General features: G+C 50.6%; 14 protein-coding genes and 1 pseudogene. All 15 read right to left on the bottom strand.

The genetic code is table 11. The features are described 5' to 3' along the window. Nucleotides 1–44: 44 nt before the first annotated feature. The 15 genes and pseudogenes from ACTJKB_RS10690 to ACTJKB_RS10620 all read right to left on the bottom strand — a co-directional run bounded on the left by ACTJKB_RS10690 (nucleotide 45) and on the right by ACTJKB_RS10620 (nucleotide 18,825). The gene (locus tag ACTJKB_RS10690) at nucleotides 45–332 is read right to left on the bottom strand and encodes an STAS domain-containing protein (RefSeq protein ID WP_440833805.1); all 288 of its coding nucleotides are present in this window, start codon (nucleotides 330–332) and stop codon (nucleotides 45–47) included. After that, entirely contained in the window at nucleotides 325–2,334 is a 2,010-nt protein-coding gene (locus ACTJKB_RS10685; RefSeq protein WP_440833803.1) for a methyl-accepting chemotaxis protein, read from the bottom strand. Before ACTJKB_RS10685 ends, ACTJKB_RS10690 begins: the two co-directional genes overlap by 8 nt. Before the next feature lie 21 nt (nucleotides 2,335–2,355). Then, entirely contained in the window at nucleotides 2,356–2,748 is a 393-nt protein-coding gene (locus ACTJKB_RS10680; protein ID WP_440833801.1) for an ATP-binding protein, read from the bottom strand. A 15-nt stretch (nucleotides 2,749–2,763) separates the two neighbouring features. Beyond that, complete coding sequence (locus ACTJKB_RS10675) at nucleotides 2,764–4,194, bottom strand: PP2C family protein-serine/threonine phosphatase (RefSeq protein WP_440833799.1); 1,431 nt, start codon at nucleotides 4,192–4,194, stop codon at nucleotides 2,764–2,766. Nucleotides 4,195–4,382: 188 nt separating this feature from the next. Next, complete coding sequence (locus tag ACTJKB_RS10670) at nucleotides 4,383–5,534, bottom strand: NAD(P)/FAD-dependent oxidoreductase (protein WP_440833797.1); 1,152 nt, start codon at nucleotides 5,532–5,534, stop codon at nucleotides 4,383–4,385. After that, nucleotides 5,528–6,256 (bottom strand): methyltransferase domain-containing protein, encoded by a 729-nt coding sequence (locus ACTJKB_RS10665; protein ID WP_440833795.1) that lies wholly within the window; start codon nucleotides 6,254–6,256, stop codon nucleotides 5,528–5,530. Before ACTJKB_RS10665 ends, ACTJKB_RS10670 begins: the two co-directional genes overlap by 7 nt. Beyond that, nucleotides 6,243–7,403, bottom strand: coding sequence for a type III polyketide synthase (locus tag ACTJKB_RS10660; protein WP_440833793.1), 1,161 nt, complete (start codon nucleotides 7,401–7,403; stop codon nucleotides 6,243–6,245). The genes ACTJKB_RS10665 and ACTJKB_RS10660 overlap by 14 nt, the downstream gene beginning before the upstream one ends. A 231-nt stretch (nucleotides 7,404–7,634) precedes the next feature. Continuing rightward, nucleotides 7,635–8,381: a type I methionyl aminopeptidase gene (map, locus tag ACTJKB_RS10655; RefSeq protein WP_074087755.1), complete on the bottom strand. Its 747-nt coding sequence runs from the start codon at nucleotides 8,379–8,381 to the stop codon at nucleotides 7,635–7,637. A gap of 280 nt (nucleotides 8,382–8,661) precedes the next feature. Further along, nucleotides 8,662–10,386, bottom strand: a complete 1,725-nt coding sequence (cysI, locus tag ACTJKB_RS10650; RefSeq protein ID WP_440833791.1) for an assimilatory sulfite reductase (NADPH) hemoprotein subunit — start codon at nucleotides 10,384–10,386, stop codon at nucleotides 8,662–8,664. 39 nt (nucleotides 10,387–10,425) lie between these two features. Beyond that, on the bottom strand, nucleotides 10,426–12,297 hold the full coding sequence (locus ACTJKB_RS10645) for an assimilatory sulfite reductase (NADPH) flavoprotein subunit (RefSeq protein WP_440833901.1): 1,872 nt from the start codon (nucleotides 12,295–12,297) through the stop codon (nucleotides 10,426–10,428). A gap of 316 nt (nucleotides 12,298–12,613) precedes the next feature. Continuing rightward, nucleotides 12,614–13,099 carry a signal peptidase II gene (gene lspA, locus ACTJKB_RS10640; protein WP_440833789.1) on the bottom strand — a complete coding sequence of 162 codons (486 nt, stop codon included), beginning with the start codon at nucleotides 13,097–13,099 and terminating at the stop codon, nucleotides 12,614–12,616. 231 nt (nucleotides 13,100–13,330) lie between these two features. Beyond that, a pseudogene (locus ACTJKB_RS10635) lies at nucleotides 13,331–13,497 on the bottom strand (IS256 family transposase); the annotation flags it as partial. A gap of 653 nt (nucleotides 13,498–14,150) precedes the next feature. Further along, nucleotides 14,151–15,125: an aldo/keto reductase gene (locus ACTJKB_RS10630; RefSeq protein WP_440833787.1), complete on the bottom strand. Its 975-nt coding sequence runs from the start codon at nucleotides 15,123–15,125 to the stop codon at nucleotides 14,151–14,153. Between the two features lie 84 nt (nucleotides 15,126–15,209). Continuing rightward, the gene (locus tag ACTJKB_RS10625; RefSeq protein WP_440833785.1) at nucleotides 15,210–18,467 is read right to left on the bottom strand and encodes an ATP-binding protein; all 3,258 of its coding nucleotides are present in this window, start codon (nucleotides 18,465–18,467) and stop codon (nucleotides 15,210–15,212) included. Next, nucleotides 18,445–18,825 (bottom strand): response regulator transcription factor, encoded by a 381-nt coding sequence (locus ACTJKB_RS10620; protein WP_440833783.1) that lies wholly within the window; start codon nucleotides 18,823–18,825, stop codon nucleotides 18,445–18,447. Before ACTJKB_RS10620 ends, ACTJKB_RS10625 begins: the two co-directional genes overlap by 23 nt. Nucleotides 18,826–18,855 lie beyond the last annotated feature (30 nt).

Genomic DNA, 18,855 nt, shown 5'->3' with positions numbered 1-18,855 from the left:
TCCCGGTGGGAGAGCACAGCCGCTGCTTGTGTGAATAGCTTTTCTTAGAGAATCTCAAACACATGAGTCAGACGGGTAAGTTCGAATATCTTCCGCACATTGGCATTCAGTGACTTAAGCTTGATTGTGCCGCCGTTCTCCACACATTTCTTGTAGGAGCTAACGATCACTCCAAGCCCGGTGCTGTCGATAAAGGCGCATGTACTGAAATCAAGAACAAAGCTGTAGGTTCCCATATCAATATACTCTTTAACCTTTTCCCTGAAGTCGCTGGCTTCTTCCACGGAGAACATCTCCGGCATTTTGATTGTAATCTCGCTCAAGCTATTCACCCCTGATTATAAATTTCTCTACGAGCGTTTCCAGTTCATACGCCATGGCACTTACTTCTTGGGCAGAAGCCGCAAAGTTTGTGACCGTTGCCGCCTGTTCTTCTGTAGCACTTGATACGTTCTCACTATTGATTGCCGCCACTTCCGAAATGGTCCCCATCGAATCAATCAGTTTGATAATCTGATCTGAGGTAGCTACTTCGTCCCGGGTAATATCCAGAATCTCGCGGACACTGTCCGTAATGAGCTCTACGGAATTGATAATATGCACGAAGACGTGATCCGTCTCCGTCACTTCCCGAACACCGCCTTCAACCGCCTCCGAAGCTCCTCTCATGGAAGCCACTGCCTGAGTAATCCGTGTGACCATATCATTCACCAGGACTGAAATTTCACTGGCTTGCCTGTGGGTTTCATCGGCGAGCTTCCGCACTTCTTCAGCTACCACACTGAAACCCCTGCCGTCTTCACCGGCTCTGGCGGCTTCAATGGCTGCATTCAGGGCCAGCAGGTTGGTCTGACCGGCGATAGCGTTGATCGTACCAATAATCGACGAAACCTTACCAGAGAGCTCACTCACCTCCTGCAGCTGATCCTCGGTTTCCTGTGTGCTGCTGCTGATAATGTTCATGGCTTCCACCGTATTCATCACCTGTTTTCTTCCGCGCTGGGCAGCCTGATTGGTTAGATCTGCATTACCGGAAGTAGCAGACGCCTTGCTCTGGGCCAGCTGCACCAGACTGGAGAGCTGTACAAGTACCTGGGAGGCATTGACTACGGACTGATTGTTATTCTCTGCACCGGCGGCAATTTCCTGAGTACTCGAGCTGATCTCCTGAATTGATGCGCTAATCTCCTCTGAAGAGGCCGCCATTTCTTCCGACATGGAAGTCAAGGAGATCGAACCTGCCCTTACTTTCTCGATGATGGAATCCTGTTTGTCAATCATCGTATTGAATGCCTCACTCAGCTCCTGCAATTCGTCTCCAGTGCGGATGGAGGTGTGAACAGTCAGGTCCCCTTCTCCCGCAAGAGACATCGCCTTCTCCAGCTTGATAATCGGATTGACAATACTGCGGGTGGTGAAAAGATAGGCCACAAGCAGTGCGATGACTATACAGGCTAGAGTGATAATTATAGTCATGTTGCGGATATTAATCGCTGGAGCCATATAATCCTGAACATTGGCGGTAGTGGCCACTATCCAGTTTCCGGCAGGCTGAAAGGATACGTACTTATGAACACCTTCATAGGTGTAGAAGCCGTCGGCAGCCTTGCCGTTTTTCATAACCTCAAAGATTGCACTCAGTTCCTTATTGCTGTTACCGTCAAGCGTCTCCTTCAGAATCTTCTCCTTCTTGGGATGATATATAATCAGGCCAGTGCGGTCGATCATATATCCATATCCGCTGTCTCCAACCTTGACCTTGGCTACTGGAGCGGTAAGGTTATCGAACACAACAGTTCCGATCAGCACCCCTGTAATTTGTCCATTCTGCTCCAGCGGGCGGGCAATAGCCACAATATTATGACCGCTTTCCTCAGAGACGAGAACTTCACTCACTGTTTCTTTTCCCTGGAGGGCTTGCTTGAAATAATCCCGGTCCTGAACACTAAGATCCGGATTCACAGAACTGTTGGTCAGCAATACTTGTCCGTCATTGCCGGCTATGATGATAGATTCCAGCAGCTTCGAATGATCCTTGTGTAAGCCGGAGATATAAGAATACGCCAAGCTTTTCGCTGTCTTGCCTGCCGGATTACCCGCAAAGCTTGCCAGCGTATCATTTTGACCAGCAATCTCAAGATAATTACTTACGGCCGTTAGCTCCGAATCGACAGATTGGGCAGCTGAGGCAGTGGTATCGCGCAATTCCTCTTCGATCGTTTTTTGCAGCGCGTTAGAGGCTTGATTATAAGAAATGATTCCCGAAATGGACAAAGGCACACTAATAATCAAAAACAGCAGAATACTCATTTTAACTTTTAGACTTAACTTCACGGGATTCTCTCCTTCTTCTGACTACGAGGGATTTACGCATTTGCTGATGTACATCGTGTTCTGAATCATGTCCACTTGATCGGAGAAGCAGCGGATCAGGTACAGACCTCTTCCACCTTCATCAAGCAGCTCGTCACCGCTGATCATGTCCGGGAATACCAAAGTACCCGCTCCTTCCCCGGAGTCTTCCACCTGTAGTTCAAGCTGCTCGCCGCTCAGCAAATACCTGATAATAATCGGCTTGGTAGCATCGCTATGATTACCGTGGTAATAAGCATTGGTAATGGCTTCGATCAGAATCAGCCGAATGTCAAACGCATAAGCCTCCAGATGAAGCTCTTCTATAATTCCGTCAATAATTCGCTGATGCTGCTCCAAACCATGGATTCTAATTTCCTTCTGAACAGCTTCCATAATCCGCTCCTTCATTCACTTAATAGATAGGCTGAGCCAGGTGCAGTCATCCTGTAATAAAGCTCCCGCAATCCGGTCGGACATATATTCATAGCTGCCGCTCAGTTCCTGGCTGTCAAAGAGAAGCTCCATCCCGTCGCTGTAGAAGCAAAAACGGTCTCCGGATTGAAAGGATATGAATTTCTCCTCAAATTCACTGTCTCCGAACATGCCCAGCGGCGCGCCTTTGACGGTAATGCACTTTCCCTCCCCGTTCTTTGGCACATAGATAAATTCATTGATTCCTGCACCCGCTGCCTCCAGCAAGCCCGTTCCAAAATCCAGACGAAAGCAGCAGCCCGCAATATAATCCTCGCCCAGATGCAGTATGGCTTTCTGGTTCAGTTCCTTCATCACCTGGAGCGGTTCATCGGTAACCTCCATACAATCTGCAAACAGCACCCTTAGGGCAGAGATGTTCAACGCGGCGGTGATTCCCTTGCCTGTCACATCACCGATCATTCCAATTACCCTTTCCTCATCAATCTTATGAAAAATGAAGAAATCGCCGCTCAGCGTCCGGGCCGGAATATACAGCTTCTCCAGTTCTGCCTTGTCCTCCAGCGGAAAAACTACAGCATGACGGTGATCCTGCAGCTTGACTGCCCGCTCCACTTCCTTTTTGCTCTCCGTGATGTCCCTCAGCACCAGCTGCAACGCCTTTTCTTCCTCATAAATGATCGGTACACCTGAGATCTCAACATCGAAAATACGGTTGTCATGCCGGATGAACCGCTGTTCAAAGCGAAATCTCTCCTTGGCGATGGAGCCCCAGGTCATAAGCTTGTTATATTTGGCGCTCCTTATGTATTGCTCGCTAAAAAAGGACTCAATTCTCTGTCCGATCAGCTCCTGTTTCTTTTTGCCGAACATTTTTTCGGTTTGCTTGTTGGCAAACAGGATAGTACCTCCGCTGTAGACCAGGATGGCTTCGGGACAGAGCTCAACCAGATCCCTGTATCTCTCTTCACTCTCACGAAGCCGCTGTTCCGAGCGGACCCGCTCGCTGATGTCATGAACAACCGTGTAGATGCTTGACCTCCCGAGCATGGACATCATGCCGGTATGGATCTCTACATCGATCACCTGCCCCCCCGCGAGCAGATGCCTGTCCATAAAGACCCTGTTAGCCCCATGTTCGGCACCGGGCATTCCTTGCGCAATGAAATCTTCCAATCTGACATACGGGTCAGCCTGCAGATCCGTAATATGAAGTTTCCGAAAGATGCGAATAGGGTATCCGTAGAATTCACAGGCTGCCCTGTTGGCATCAGTAATCGATCCGTCTACCGGATCCACCAGCAAAGTAATCAGATGGTTGTTTTCATAAATGCAGCCATAATGGTCCATGCACTGCTCGGGGCTGGGTACCCTGTGCAGATTTTTGCAATGTTTATCTACTGCCATTCTTCGTCCTCTATTCTGATTCAGCTTTGAAACCTTACCATTATATGCATTAATTTTTCATTCAGCCGTGAATTCCGACACACACACAGCAAAAAAACCTATCAGAAGCTCGATCCGTGTCAAAGAAAATTAAAAAAACACGAATGCCAGCATATTTTCTGATAAGTTTGTATCCCGGGGCCCTTGTCCTATTTATGGAGAATATCCGTTTCAGATAACCTTGTAGCTTTTACCAAATAAGAGGCCAAACCGGGGAAAATCCGTGCGATGCCCGGATACAGACGGTTGGTTTTGGCGAAAGCCAGCTTCTGGACCCTCCTTGCTCTCCTAAGCAGCTGAGTAAATTCACATTCCGCGTTCTTCGAATATTCACTTTGCCATTCAGCGAAGCTTGCTTCTCCCTTAAGGTACTTGCCGGTTGAATCCGCACACAACAGTGAGGACCGCAGAGCGATGGACATCCCGTCCCCGCACAACGGAGGAATCATCAGCATCGCATCCCCTACATGCGGAAACTCAGACCAGGGTTCCGGCACATCCGACAAGTGAACCGGGGCCACAGAGACCTGGGTCCCCGGGACTGGGGTTCCCTCATTAAGCCTTGCAGCCAATTTCGCATTGGTGCGAGAAGCCTTACTGAGAATATCCGCCACTGATTTTCCGCTGCCCCGTATGGTATTCAAAGCCAGGAGTGCGGCAACATTCGCTAGACCCTTTTCGACCGGGGATACACCGACATAACCCCCATCACAAAAATACAGCTCGACCTGCGAAGGAACCGCGATCCCGCTGTAATGCGATTTCACGCCAACATACACTGTATCCTCCCGATTCACGCCTGATACCTTTACCCCTCTCGGCTTCTTCGTTCCATAAGCGCCGATAACAGCCCTCGCCCGATACCGGATCTGCTGGTCCCCTTGTTTTGCTTCCACTTCATACTGGTTGCTATCCAGCTTGTGAATGCCGGTAACTGTAGTTTGGGTAACGATTTCGACGCCAGCCGCCACAGCTTTCTGATGAAGGAGACGGTCCAGCTCATAACGGCTGATGCCAAGCGCCTCTCCCGGAAAAGGAGCTTCAATCTCCCCACCGTGAGGCATAATGATCCTGGCTTTATTCATTCTGCTGGGAGTAACCTCCTGGCTCAGAAGATCCACGCCCAGATACTCCAGCATTTCTTTTGTCTCCGGAGACATGAACTCTCCGCAGGTTTTGTGACGCGGAAATCCCTGCCGGTCGATAAGTACGGTCAGGAAGCCTTGTCTGGCAAGCTGAAGGGCAGTACTGCTTCCGGCGATTCCGGCTCCAATCACTACGGCGTCTGCCAGCTTCAGCATGGGAGAGCACCAGCCTTTGGAATGACGACAGAATACCGGAATAATGGCTTCCAGTTGTACGTCATTTGTTCAGATTGTAGACTTTGCTGCAATTCCCGCCAATCCCTGCTCTTGAATCCTTTGGCAACAGACAGTGGCCCGTCATGCCGGATATAGCGGTTGCGGGAAATCATCCTAGTCGTGATCCATACCGCCGTATAGGACACCGGATGCCTGTGAATATCATTGATCACCACACCGCATTTAGAAGTCCTAAGCATATGGGATACAATCTCAACCAGTTGCTGCCCGTCAAAATGATGAACGAACTGGGAGCCTGTAACGATATCCGCAGAATCATCAGCCAGGTCCCTGACATCCGCCTGCATGACCTTCACCCTGGATTCATACCGGAATAACTGTTCCGCCTCCCTACAGGCCTCTTGCGTCATATCGACTAGCGTAATTTCAAGCTGAACCTTCCGTTGATCCGCCCACTGCAGCAACTTCAGGTTAACGTCTCCCGAACCTGCGCCAACATCCAGAATACTAAGGGTTCTAGGACTGCCCATCGCCTTCCACAGCTTTTCCACTCCATCTCTGGTGGGACCCGGTGCTGCAAATATTGTATTAAGCCGCCGCAGATGCCTGAGCGCTTCACGCAGTTCATCTCCACCCATCGAAAAATCATCCATCAGTTCATCTTCCTGTGCCCGCATGGACAGCATTCTAAAGAACGGCATACGGCTGCTCCTCTACAGATGACGGAGAATAGGCCGGAACATAAGCAAACCGCATAAGCTCGGCGGTCAGTCCCGGCCCAAAGGCCATGGCTACTCCCTCTGTGGGAGCCTTAATCTGGGATATCATATTCAGCCGCATGGCATTCAGCACGAACATAATCGTAACAGAGGAAAGATTACCTGCATTCCGTAAAATCTCCCGGCTGTACCTGGTTTGTTCATCTGTCAAATGCAGTACATTCTGTACAGAATCTACTATCCCCCGTCCGCCGGGATGTATAGCCCATAGTTCCGGATATTGTCCACCCTCCAGCAGGACCTGAAGTTCTTCTTCCAGATGCGTTCCGAGCAGCTTTGGAATTCGTGGAGATAAATACAGATCATAACCAGTGTTGCCAACTTCCCAGGTCATGTCCTCTGTGGATTCCGGGAGCAATACGGAGTAACCCGAACCCAGACTCAGATAATGGCTGTGGCGGGGTTCAGGTTTGCCGATGACACAGGAAGATGCTCCATCACCGAAAAACGAAGCCGCGAATAGCGCTTCCTTTTCCTTGGCAGGTTGAAAATGAAGAGTGCACAGCTCTACGCAAACCACGAGGACTGTAGCCCCCGGCGCTCCCTCTGCTACATCACGAGCCATCTGAATCGCTTTTAGACCGGCGGCGCAGCCCTGAAAGATAAGAGGGAGCCGGTTGACCCGCGGCGACAGTCCCAGCTGCCGGATCAGCAACACATCCAGACCCGGGAGATATTGGCCTGTACAGCTCACAGTAATAAGATGTGTTATTTGTTCAGGAAGCATTTGGGCATCGCTCAAAGCCTTCAGGGCAGCATCTAATCCAAGGGGCAGCGCCTCTTTCTGATATATTTTCATACGTTCCCCGGTTGTAGGAATGTTAGACTTGTCTCCCGAGGGCAAATAACGGCAGTCCTCCGGGGAGCCCAGGTAGCTGGGTTCACAGGTGTATCGCATCTCCACTCCGCAGCTTCTGAAGATCCGTCTGGCAAAGCGGGCCAGATCCGGGCTGTCCTGCAGAGACGAAGCAATCAAATCGGCAACGTCTGCCTGTGAAATGGAATGGACCGGCAATGCCGTCCCAATCCCCAGGATAGCCGTCTTGGAGCTGCTGATCGGTTGTTTCATATTTGAACCTCCTGTAACGAATGTGTATCGCGCAGATTACCCATTTGTACCCTTAATAACCCCATTGTAATCTTGGGCGGATTCGTTGAAGCATAAGTCTTCCGAATTATCCACAGGTCACCGCTTCCACTAGGATATGTATTCTATACTCTCCAGATGGTGCTAATTATAGTAAAAAACCCGGACGTTCCCTTAGAAGAAGGGAATCGCCCGGGGTTCGGGTACATCGGTTTACAGTTCAGTAAGGATAATTGTGCCTTGTGGAGTGATGGCCAGCGTATGCTCATACTGGGCTGACAGGCCTCCATCGATAGTGCGGGCTGTCCACCCGTCCGCATCTACTTTCGTACGGTAGCTTCCGGTATTCAGCATCGGCTCAATGGTAAATACCATGCCTTCTTTGATTCTTGGTCCTTTCCCTGCGGGTCCATAGTGAGGTACCTCAGGTGCTTCATGCATTTCAGAACCAATGCCGTGACCAATGAAATCACGTACTACCGAGAAGCCGTTCGACTCGGCATAGACCTGTATCGCATGGGCAACATCCCCAATCCGGTTGCCAGCGACCGCTTGCTCGATACCTTTGAACAATGACTCTTTGGTCGTATTCAGCAGTTTCTCCGCCTGTTCGCTAATATTGCCGATGGCGTAGGACCAGGCTGAATCTGCCAGCCAGCCATTCAGGTTCACAACCATATCAATGGTTACGATATCGCCGTCTTTCAACTCCTCATGCTTCGGAAATCCATGGCAGATCACATCATTTACAGATGCGCAGGTCGCGTAAGGATAGCCGTGATAGCCTTTTTGCTCCGGGGTAGCTCCTTGGGAGAGAATGAATTTCTCTGCAAACTGGTCAATTTCCCAGGTTGTGATTCCGGGCTTAATGATTTGAGCGATTTGCCGGTGGCATTCCGCAAGAATTTTGCCGGCTGCCCGCATTTTCTCGATCTCTTCCATCGTTTTCATGATGATCATTAGTTTCGCCTCTTCTGTACAGAACACATTACTTACAATAATGGCTCTTGGTTATGGTTTGGTCGTTCTTCTCTATATTATGAAAGATATTCGCCGAAAATCCAAATTTAATCTGAATTCACAAGCAGAAACGGCTTTTCCGTCCTTTTTTAAGGATGGCACCGTTTCAGCGAGAAATAGAAGGATAATTTATTGCGTAAAGCATATAAATTCTTATATTTTCAAAAAAAGAAACGAACCCTACCTTCATAGAAGGAAAAGGGCTCGTTAAGTTTATGAATCAAGCGTGGAAATGAAGTCCTGAGGTAACCGCCTTGACGTATCCGCTGCGGATTACAAAATCCCCAAAGTGCTCGCCGCTTTGGCGCTCCCTGGCGTAGTGATGGATGATGGGTTCAAGCGTTGCCAGAATTTCCTGTTCATCGATATTTTCCTTATACAGCTTATTCAGCCGGTCCCCGGTAAAACCTGCTCCCAGATACATATTATATCTGCCCGGAGCCTTCCCGATGAACGAGATCTCCCCCAGTGCCGGTCTGGCGCAGCCATTCGGGCAGCCCGTCATACGGATCACAATTTCTTCATCCCGAAGTCCTGCTTCGTCGATGATCAGCTCCAGCTTATCCAGCAGCAGCGGCAAATAACGCTCTGCCTCGGCCATGGCCAGTCCGCACGTCGGGAGCGCTACACAGGACATCGAGCTGCGCCGCAGAGCCGAATGATGCGCACCCTCTGTTAGTCCATACTGCTTGGCGAGTTCCGTAACCTTGCGTTTCTTCGAACTGCTGACATTACCTATAATCAGATTCTGATTGGGGGTCAGCCGGAAATCTCCGTCATGGATTTTGGCGATTTCCCGCAGGCCTGTCATAAGCTTGCTGCTCTCTGTGTCATGAATCCGTCCACTCTGGATATACAGCGTCAGGTTCCATCTGCCGTTCACACCCTTCACCCAGCCGTAACGGTCGCCGTTATGGTCGAAGTGAAAACCTCTTGCCGGTTCAAGCTCCCACCCTAACCGGTTCTGCAATTCACCGGTAAACCATTCCAGACCATGGCGGTCAATAGTGTATTTGAAACGGGCATTTTTGCGGACTGAGCGGTTGCCGAAGTCGCGCTGAATCGTAACGGTTTTCTCCGCCAGATCAATCATTTGCTCCGGCCGGCAGAAGCCTATCACCCGTCCAAGCTGCGGATATGTGCTTGTATCCCCATGAGTCATCCCCATGCCGCCGCCAACCGTAACATCGAATCCTGCCAGCTTGCCATCTTCCAGAATTGCGATAAAGCCAAGGTCCTGGGAGAATACATCCACATCATTAGATGGAGGGACCGCGATGCCGATTTTGAACTTGCGGGGCAGATAGACCGGGCCGTAGATCGGTTCGACTTCTGCTCCGTCTTTGCTGTCCACTACCTTTTCACCGTCCAGCCAAATTTCATGGTATGCAGGGGTACGCGGTGCCAAATGATCGCTGATCTTGCGTGCCCACTCATAGACCTCGGCATGAACCTCAGACTGGTACGGATTGGGACCGCTCATGACATTGCGGTTAACGTCACCGCAGGCGGCGAGGGTAGTCATCAGCGTATCGTTGATGGTCTTGATCGTCTTTTTCAAATTCCATTTGAGCACTCCGTGCATTTGAAAAGCCTGTCTTGTCGTCAGCCGTAAAGTGCCGTTGCCGTATTTATGTGCCAGTTCATCCATAACCAGCCATTGTGCAGGGGTAGCCACACCTCCCGGTGCGACCACACGCAGCATGAACTGAAAGGCCGGCTCCAGCTTCGAACGTTCCCGTTCACTGCGCAAATCCCGGTCATCCTGCATGTAGCTGCCGTGGAACTTAAGCAACCGGTTGTCATCCTCAGGCAGACCCCCGGTGACAGGGTTCTTCAACGTCTCCACAAGGGCTCCCCGCAGGTAATTGCTCTCAAGCTTGATATGTTCAACATCACTAGGCGGGCCGCCGATGGGCTTCACCACTGATTCATAATTCGCCATTGCTGCAAGTCTCCTCCCGCATTCACTGTTTGTTAAGGTTTAGTACACATCGCGCTGGTAACGCTGCTCCTGCTGCAGATTGTCCAGATAGGCTGCTGCTGCTTCGGGACTTAGTCCGCCTTCCTCCTGAATCACGGTGATCAGCGCGGAATGTACATCATGGGCCATATGCTTCTCATCACCGCATACATAGATATGAGCGCCTTCCTGCAGCCAGGCATAGAGCTCTTGACTATGCTCCAGAATGCGGTGCTGCACATAGACCTTCTCTTCTGTATCCCGGGAGAAGGCCACATCCAGCTTATTTAGCACGCCGTCCTTCAGCATCCGCTGCCAGTCTGTCTGGTAGAGGAAGTCCGTCACAAAATGACGGTCTCCGTAGAACAGCCACGTCTTGCCTTCTGCACCTTGCTCCTCGCGTTCCTCCAGGAACGAGCGGAACGGCGCGACTCCCGTACCGGGTCCGATCATGATCACTGGCACATCGGGATTTGCCGGAAGCTTGAAATTCGGATTGTTCTGGATATATATCGGCAAAGTGTCACCTGGCTGTACACGCTCCGCGCAGTGAACCGAGCAGACACCATAGCGTTCTCGTCCATGGGACTCATAGCGAACCGCCCGCACGGTGAAGTGAACCTCTTCAGGATTGGCATTATAGCTGCTGGCGATGGAGTATAGTCTTGCCGGCAGCTTGCGCAGAATGGTTACGAAGCTGCGGGCTGGTACATCCCATGGTGCGAAATCTTGAATCAGGTCGAGCAGATCGCGACCCTGGATATATTCTTTCAGCTGCTTGGAACGGTCCGGCAGCAGCAGCTCATGCAGCGCTGGAGCTGCTGACAGCTTCGCTGCCTGCTCCAGCAGCGGTTTGGTCAGGACGGTTATTTCATAGTGGCGGAGAAGCGCTTCATGCAGGGTTCCCTCTTCACCTTTTTTGTTCAGGGGAACGGCTTCTCCGGTATTCCAGCCCATGGCGGTAATGATCTCCTCTACCAGCCTCGGGTGATTCTCGGGATAGACTCCCAGCGAGTCACCAGGTTCGAAAGTCATGTTAGAACCTGCCAGCGACAGCTCCAGATGGCGGGTTTCACGGTCCGAGCCGCGTCCGTTCAGATTCAGGTTCTCCAGTACTTCTGCCTGAAACGGGTGATTACGGGAGTATTCCGATTGCAGCGATTCCGCGTGTTCGGCCGCAAGCACAGCCTCTTCAGCAATAGCGGGGGCACTCTGGGCACCGTTAAGGGCGGAAATCACTTGTTCCATCCAATCAGCGACCGGCTCGTCATAGTCCAGATCGCAATCTGCACGTGGGCTCAGACGCTGGCCGCCCAGCTCTTCCAGCTTCTGGTCAAAATCCTTGCCCGTCTGGCAGAAGTATTCATAAGAGGTATCCCCGAGTGCCAGCACCGAATACCGTAAATGATTCAATTGGGGCGCTCTTTTGCTATAGAGAAACTCATGAAGCGAACGCGCATTATCCGGCGGTTCACCTTCACCATGAGTGCTGACCAGAATCAGCAGGTTCTCCACCTTCTTCAGTGTATTCGGCTTAAAGCTGTTCATCGCAGATACGATGACCTCGAATCCCTGCTCCTTCAGCTTGCCTGACAGGCTGGAGGCGAGACGTTGGCAATTGCCGGTCTGCGATCCGAAGAGTATCGTGATATCGCGGGAAAAGGACGGCTGGGCAATCGCAGCTGAAGCAGACGAAGCATTTGCAGCACCCGGAACGGGTGTTGCAAGCACAGCCGGCGCAGTAGTGGAGTTAACGGATATGCCCTGCAGTGTTATTGCAGATATATAGCCGCCGAGCCAAATCTGCTGTGTCTGCGTCAGTGACGGCAGAAGGCGGTTTAGAAGTTCAACCTGTTCCTCGTTAAAAGGACTGTTCGTAACATGTAATTGCAACACTATCGACCTCTCCTCGCATGAAATCTGCTTCCCTCTTAACAACATAAATTCAGGCTATCACAATTATATGAAACGATCAACGAGACACAAAGCTGCTAAATTAACACTAATAAACCATTATATTCAATTAAACGCACAAAAGCCGCTTAAATCAGAGTAAAAAGCTCTGATTTAACCAGCTTCATTACATTTAGTGATAACTTCTATTAGATAAAATGATAATTAATAATCGATAAAAGCAGCAAGAATTTCACCAAACCGGCCAAAATGATATGCCGAATATTCATTCCAGGGACATTCCAGCCCGAAGGTCCTATCTCTTAAAAGAAAAACGCTTTAGCGGTTCCTTTAATAGATGTACCATAACCAGCAGCCCCCCGGCGTTGATCGCCAAGTCTGCAAGGTTCAGAATGCCGCCACGGCTGCCGAAGACCAGAAAATCCGTTACCTGATGGTAAATGACACGATCAATGGCGTTGCCGATTGCCCCGCCTACCAAAAAACCGCTCGCCGCTTCCAGTAAAGGCCCTCTCAGTTCTCCCTTTCGTCTGTAATAGAACACCGCAGCAACAAAGGCTACCGCAACAATGGCGAAATACGGGCCGAATCCCTGAAAAGAGCTGAACGCTGCGCCACTGTTCTCATAATACGTGAACTGCAGGTGCCCGCTCCACACAGGAATGGTTTCCCCCAGCTGCATCTTGGAGCGTACCGCCCATTTGGCGGCCTGATCCGCTATAACGACCAATATGGATATTAAATAAAAAAGCGTAATGGCCACCCCCTCTGCATCCGGCAAAAATAGCGATACTGTTCATTCCTACTGTTCAGCTTATCACAGGAAGACCCTGGATTCATCCTTGACAGCCTATGCAAAAAAAACCTGGTCTTTGAAGCGAATCCCGGTGATGACTACGTTCAACAAGTAGAAACGGCTACACCCGCTTTTTTTAAGGACAGCGCTGCCTTAGCGATGAAAAGAACAAACTCACCCGAACGGGTGAATCCAGTATCTCATTGCCGCAGGTTGCAGGTATCGCGTGTAGTATCCGTTGCAGCTATTGCGCGTACCCGCTTCATCGCTGACATAAACACCTGGATTTCAGCACGCATAATGGATTCCATGTTGTCTTTTATAAATGGAGTGACAAGATTTTCAAATAGATTATTCAGCTGGTTTTCGGGTATATTAGTCATCGAGTAGGGTTCCTCCTTGGTGGTTTCGCAATCCCGAGGATACTCTACTTTTTTGGTGCCTGACTAGGCTCCAAATCCTGGTACACAACTTACTTTACGCCATCTTCGCGGCGAGATCGGAGGTATTTATACCTCTCATCCCGTCCGCTAGCCCGTTCACGGCGAGATCAGAGGTATCTCTACCTCTCATTCTGCCCGCTAACCCGTTTCCAGTGAGATCAGAGATATTTCTACCTCCCATTCTGCCCGCTAACCCGTTTACGGTGAGATCAGAGGTATTTCTACCTCTCATTCTGCCCGCTAGCCCGTTTTCCAGTGAGATCAGAGGTATTTCTACCTCTCATTCTGCCCGCTAGCCCGTTCACGGCGAGATCAGAGGTATTTCTACCTCTCATTCTGCCCGCTAGCCCGTTTTCAGTGAGATCAGAGGTATTTCCTCTTAGACCCGTTTAGTTCATTTCGTTTCCTCCGGTCTGTTTCTTCACGTTTATCCTTCTTACTTTCCAATCGGAGTGATCCACAGTTTTTACACAGTATAATTTTTAATACAATAAAAAAAACGCGGGAATATCCCAAAGGATGCTCCCGCGCTGTCCAGCTCCAGTATTAAACTTACGGCAGCCGGTTTCCTATATTGATTCCCGCCAGAACATTTACCAGGCGTAGGCTTCCGGCGCCGGACGTCCCGGGCCCGGGAAAATCTCGTCCAGCTTCTTCAGCGTATCTGCATCTAGCACGATCTCGGTGACTCTCAGCGAGTCTTCGAACTGTTCAATCGTCCGTGGCCCAATAATCGGCGCGGTGACGGCAGGATTGGCCAGTACCCAGGCCAGCGCCACTTGGTCTTCATGCTCCCCAAGCTCCTTACAGAGCGCGGAGAATTGTTCCAGCTGTCTCCGGTGCTGCTCCAGTTTGGCCGAACGGGCGCTGCGTACGCCGGTCTTAGACAACGCATTGCGTCCCAGCAGGCCGCCAGCCAGCGGACTCCACGGGATCACTCCCAGACCCAGCTCCTGTGAGGCCGGAAGGACCTCCAGCTCCGGTGTCCGCTCCAGCAGGTTGTACAGATGCTGCTCGGAGACAAGCCCCAGGAAATGACGTTCCTTGGCCTTAGCCTGGGCAGCGGCAATATGCCAGCCCGCAAAGTTGCTGGACCCGATATAATCGGCTTTGCCCTGGGAGACCAGAATTTCAAAAGCGCCCCACAGCTCGTCCCAAGAGACTATCCGGTCGATATGATGCATTTGATACAGCTCAATGTGATCCGTCTGCAGACGTTTCAGTGAGCCTTCGAAATGACGTCTGATCTTGTAAGCTGACAAACCTGCACCTGAATTGGGACCGTCCTGCTCGTCGAACATGTCACCGTAGACTTTGGTAGCCAGAACAACCTTCTCGCGCCGGCCGCCTCCCTGCTGAAACCATCGGCCGATAATTTCTTCTGTCCAGCCGCGCCGGTCATTGCCGCCGTATACATTGGCTGTATCAAAAAAGTTGATGCCCGCATCCAAGGCGGCGTCCATAATTCTGAAGGCTTCCTTTTCCTCGGTTTCCGGACCGAAATTCATGGTGCCCAGACATAGTTGGCTGACCTTTAAACCGGATTTTCCTAAATAACTGTATTTCACTCGCATTTCCTCCCTTTCATTCCTGATTGGTTGTCTGCTGCAAGATCACTATATACCTTAGAGTCTACTGTAAGGCAAGCCATATTAGCAGTCATTATCCGGAAAGAGGACTTCTCCCGACTTCAGCTGAATCTCCACAATTTCCTGCAGTGTGTTAGATAGCTCTCCTGGCGGATACGGCTTCGTCAGATAGGTCTTTACGTTCTCAAGCATACTTTTATCCGTCTTGTCCAGCGCCGAGGAGATCACAATCGGCACCTGTTCGGTCCGGGGGTCATTTTTGAGCATACGGATGAGATCCCACCCGTCCAGCTCCACTCCCAGCATCAGATCTACGACAATAGCCACAAAAGATGACTTCAGCGCCTGGTCGAATGCTTTTTGCGGATGGTAATGATGGGTGACCCGGAAGCCCTTGCCCTTCAGCTCTTCCGAGAGCAGCAGCGACAGGCTGTAATCATCTTCAACAATCATTACATTGGGCTTCTGTTCCTTATCAGCGCCCCACTTGGCGGACTCTTCCAAATGCCTGCTGTCTTCTGCAAACTCCATAGGCAAGCTGAACCAAACGGTAGTGCCTTCACCCTCCACCGACTCGATGCCGATGGCCCCTTTGTGCTTTTCAATAATTTCCTTGCAGATCGCAAGCCCCAGTCCGGTTCCTCCGATACGCTTGGATGCGCTGTTATCCACTCTTCTGAATTTCTGGAACAGCTGGCCAATCTGATTCTTGGGAATACCCAGCCCCTGATCCTGGACCCGCACTATAATCCGGTTCGGCTCATTGTGGAGCAGCACCTTGACTTCATGGCTTCCCGGTGAGAATTTGATGGCATTGCTCAGCAGATTGGTGAGCACCTGGACGATCTTGTCCTTGTCAACAGCCACCTCATCAAGTACCGCGTCGTCTTCCAAAAGGATATGATGAGTGCTGCTGAGCTTATATTGGTCAATAACGCCGAGCACAATTTCACTCAGGTGTGCCGGTTCGACATTATACTGCTGTGTCCCCGATTCCATTCGCTGCAGATCCAGAAAGTCATTAATCAGCTCGGTCAGACGTTTTGCTTCCTTGTGAATCGTCTCCAGATATTTCAGCTGCTTCTCCGGCTTCATGGTTTTGGACAGCAGCAGCTCGGTGAAGCCAAGAACACTGGACAGCGGAGTCCGCAGTTCATGGCTGACCGTGCTGACCAGTTCAGACTTCATCAGGTCGAGCTCATATTCACGTGTGATATCGCGGTGAACGAACAGCGTACCGATCCGGTCTTCACGGCGGAGGACGGGAATTGCATAGACATCGACATGCTGAATCTCCTCGGTGCCCAGCGAATATTTCATCGTGCTGGAATCCATAGCCGATTCCGATATCGCATGCTCGTAGAATTGCCGTAGCTCTGCAGATTCATTGGACTTGCCGGTGAATGCTTCCAGCCAATCCTCCGCAGGAACCAGCGAACCCTCGGTCCAATCGTTATAGCGGAACAGCTCACTGAGCGCCTTGTTGATATGCTGCATTACGCCTTCGGTATTGACGAACTGGATACCCTCATTGACATTGTTGACGATATCCCGGTTCAGCTTGCGCCCATGTTCGATTTCCTCATACATCATGAGCCGCTCGATCGCCAGCGCCACCCGGCTCATCAGCCCCTGGATCTCGCTGAGTTCTTCTTCGGTAAAGGTACGGCCGATCCGGCTGCCGCAGAAGACCGCCAGAATCTCATTACTGCTGCCCACTACCGAAGTGTATAGATCATAACAGTAGACTTCGTCAGGAGAGATGCCCTGTTCCCGCGGCGAGCCTACTCTTTTGATAATATAGGATTGCTCTTCTCCCAGGCGGTGCAGAATTTCGGAATGGTGATGATCGAGGTACCGCTCCACATTCGCTTGCGGCACGCCTTTGACAACGGTAATCTTATCCTGAACAAGCAGAAACAGACTCGAATCAAAATCATAGATCTGATTCATGAACCCGCTGAATTTCTCGGCAAATTCTTGTTTGTCCAGCGTGTAGGTAAGCTCATGATTCAACCGGTTATAACGCTCCAGCATGAAGGTAGTCTGCTCCGTATTCTGGAGGGTAACCGCCAGCTGCTGCTGCACACTTTTCAGGGAGGTGATGTTGTTCGCGATGAGAATATATTGGTAAACCTTGCCCTCATCGTTCAAATAAGGCATGACCGTCATATGGAGCCATATAGACTCCGGGCCATCCTTCACCAGAACTTCAATTTCCCCGCTCCAGTTTCCGCCGGTCGATAATTTACTGATAATCTGCTCCATCTGGGGGGAAGTCATATTCAGCAGTTCGAATAGCCGGAAAGGGTAGCCTATAATCTCGGAATTTCTGTAGCCTGTATAGCTGCTAAGATTGTTATTCGCATAAGTGAACAGCCCTTTATCCGACAGAATGCCGACAGCTGAGGTCTGATCGAGCGCCTTCATCATGCTTTCAATTTCGCTTAAAGAACGCTCCAGCTTGAACTGCTGGTCCTGAAGCTCATCCTGCTGGGCATATAGCTCCTCGTTCTGCATCGTCAATTCTTCTTCCTTGTCCTGGATGCTGTGGGCCATGTTCAGGAATGCCTCGTACAAGCGTCCAATCTCATCCTGCTTTTCCAGTTTTCCGAGCAGAACCTCCTCACCTGCAGCAAGTGAATGGGTAGCCTCCTCCAGCCGGACAATCGGATCAATCAGAATCTTCAGCCCCCGCCAGATCATTAAGGTAAAGAACAGTAACAAAAAGGCGCAGATGCCGAAGGCCGCAACGGTATAGCTATCAGCTCTTAGGATAGAACGGTCTGCCATATCACTTAGCTGCTGATCTGAGCTCTCCTTGAAGGCCTTCGTATAGGCGAGAAAATCATTCAGGGACTTCGTACTGCCGCTCTGCGAAAGGGTTCGGATCCCTTCATAGTCATCATTTCCGACCAGTCGCATTACCTTTGGCAGCGTTTGACTCTTATAATTCGTATAAAAAGCGGATAAAGCGTCCCGATACTCCGCCTCTTCCGGTGACAGATTCAGCCCGGCGTATTGATCCAGAATACCGTCCAGATTCTCAAGTGCCGTATTCAGCAGACCCAGCTCACTGGTGCTCTTCAAGGCGATATACCCTCTGGCCCGGAAAAACACTTCATTCAGCGTCCCGGCCAGCCCATCTATGATATTCGCTTTGGTCTGCAGGACTTCCCGTTCCGTCTTCAGTCTGCTCTGCTGGGTATTAATATATAAGAAGAGGACACTCACTGTCAGGACAATGAGCACGAATAACAGCGTAATAATCCGGTAATATTTGGTTTTGATGCTGGTATTAGAGCGCTTCGTTGTTCTCACTGAGAATGCCCTCCACAATCTGCAGGAGCTCCATAGGGCTGAAAGGCTTCGGCATAAAATAGCGGGCGCCGGCCTCGCGGGCTTTACTGCGGTCGTTCTCCTGCGCCTTGGCGGTCAGCATCAGAATAGGCATGGCGTTTTTTTGTTCTTTTTCCAGCGCCTCCAGAACTTCAATTCCGGTCATCTCGGGCATCATATAATCCAGAATGACCAGATCATACAGCTCTTCCGAGAGCTTGGCCAGTGCTTCGGCGCCATTCTCGGCAGTATGGATCTCCACATTCTCCAGATCCTCCAGCGTATCTTCAATCAGCATACGCAGGACCTCTTCATCATCGACTACAAGTATTTTTTGCATTCAATCCTCACCCTTCTGTTCCTCCTGATG

The sequence above is a fragment of the Paenibacillus sp. 22594 genome (assembly GCF_052044425.1).
Classification (GTDB): domain Bacteria; phylum Bacillota; class Bacilli; order Paenibacillales; family Paenibacillaceae; genus Paenibacillus_AQ.
The sequence above is the reverse complement of the archived record's forward strand: the minus strand, read 5'-3'. Positions and strand labels throughout refer to the sequence as shown.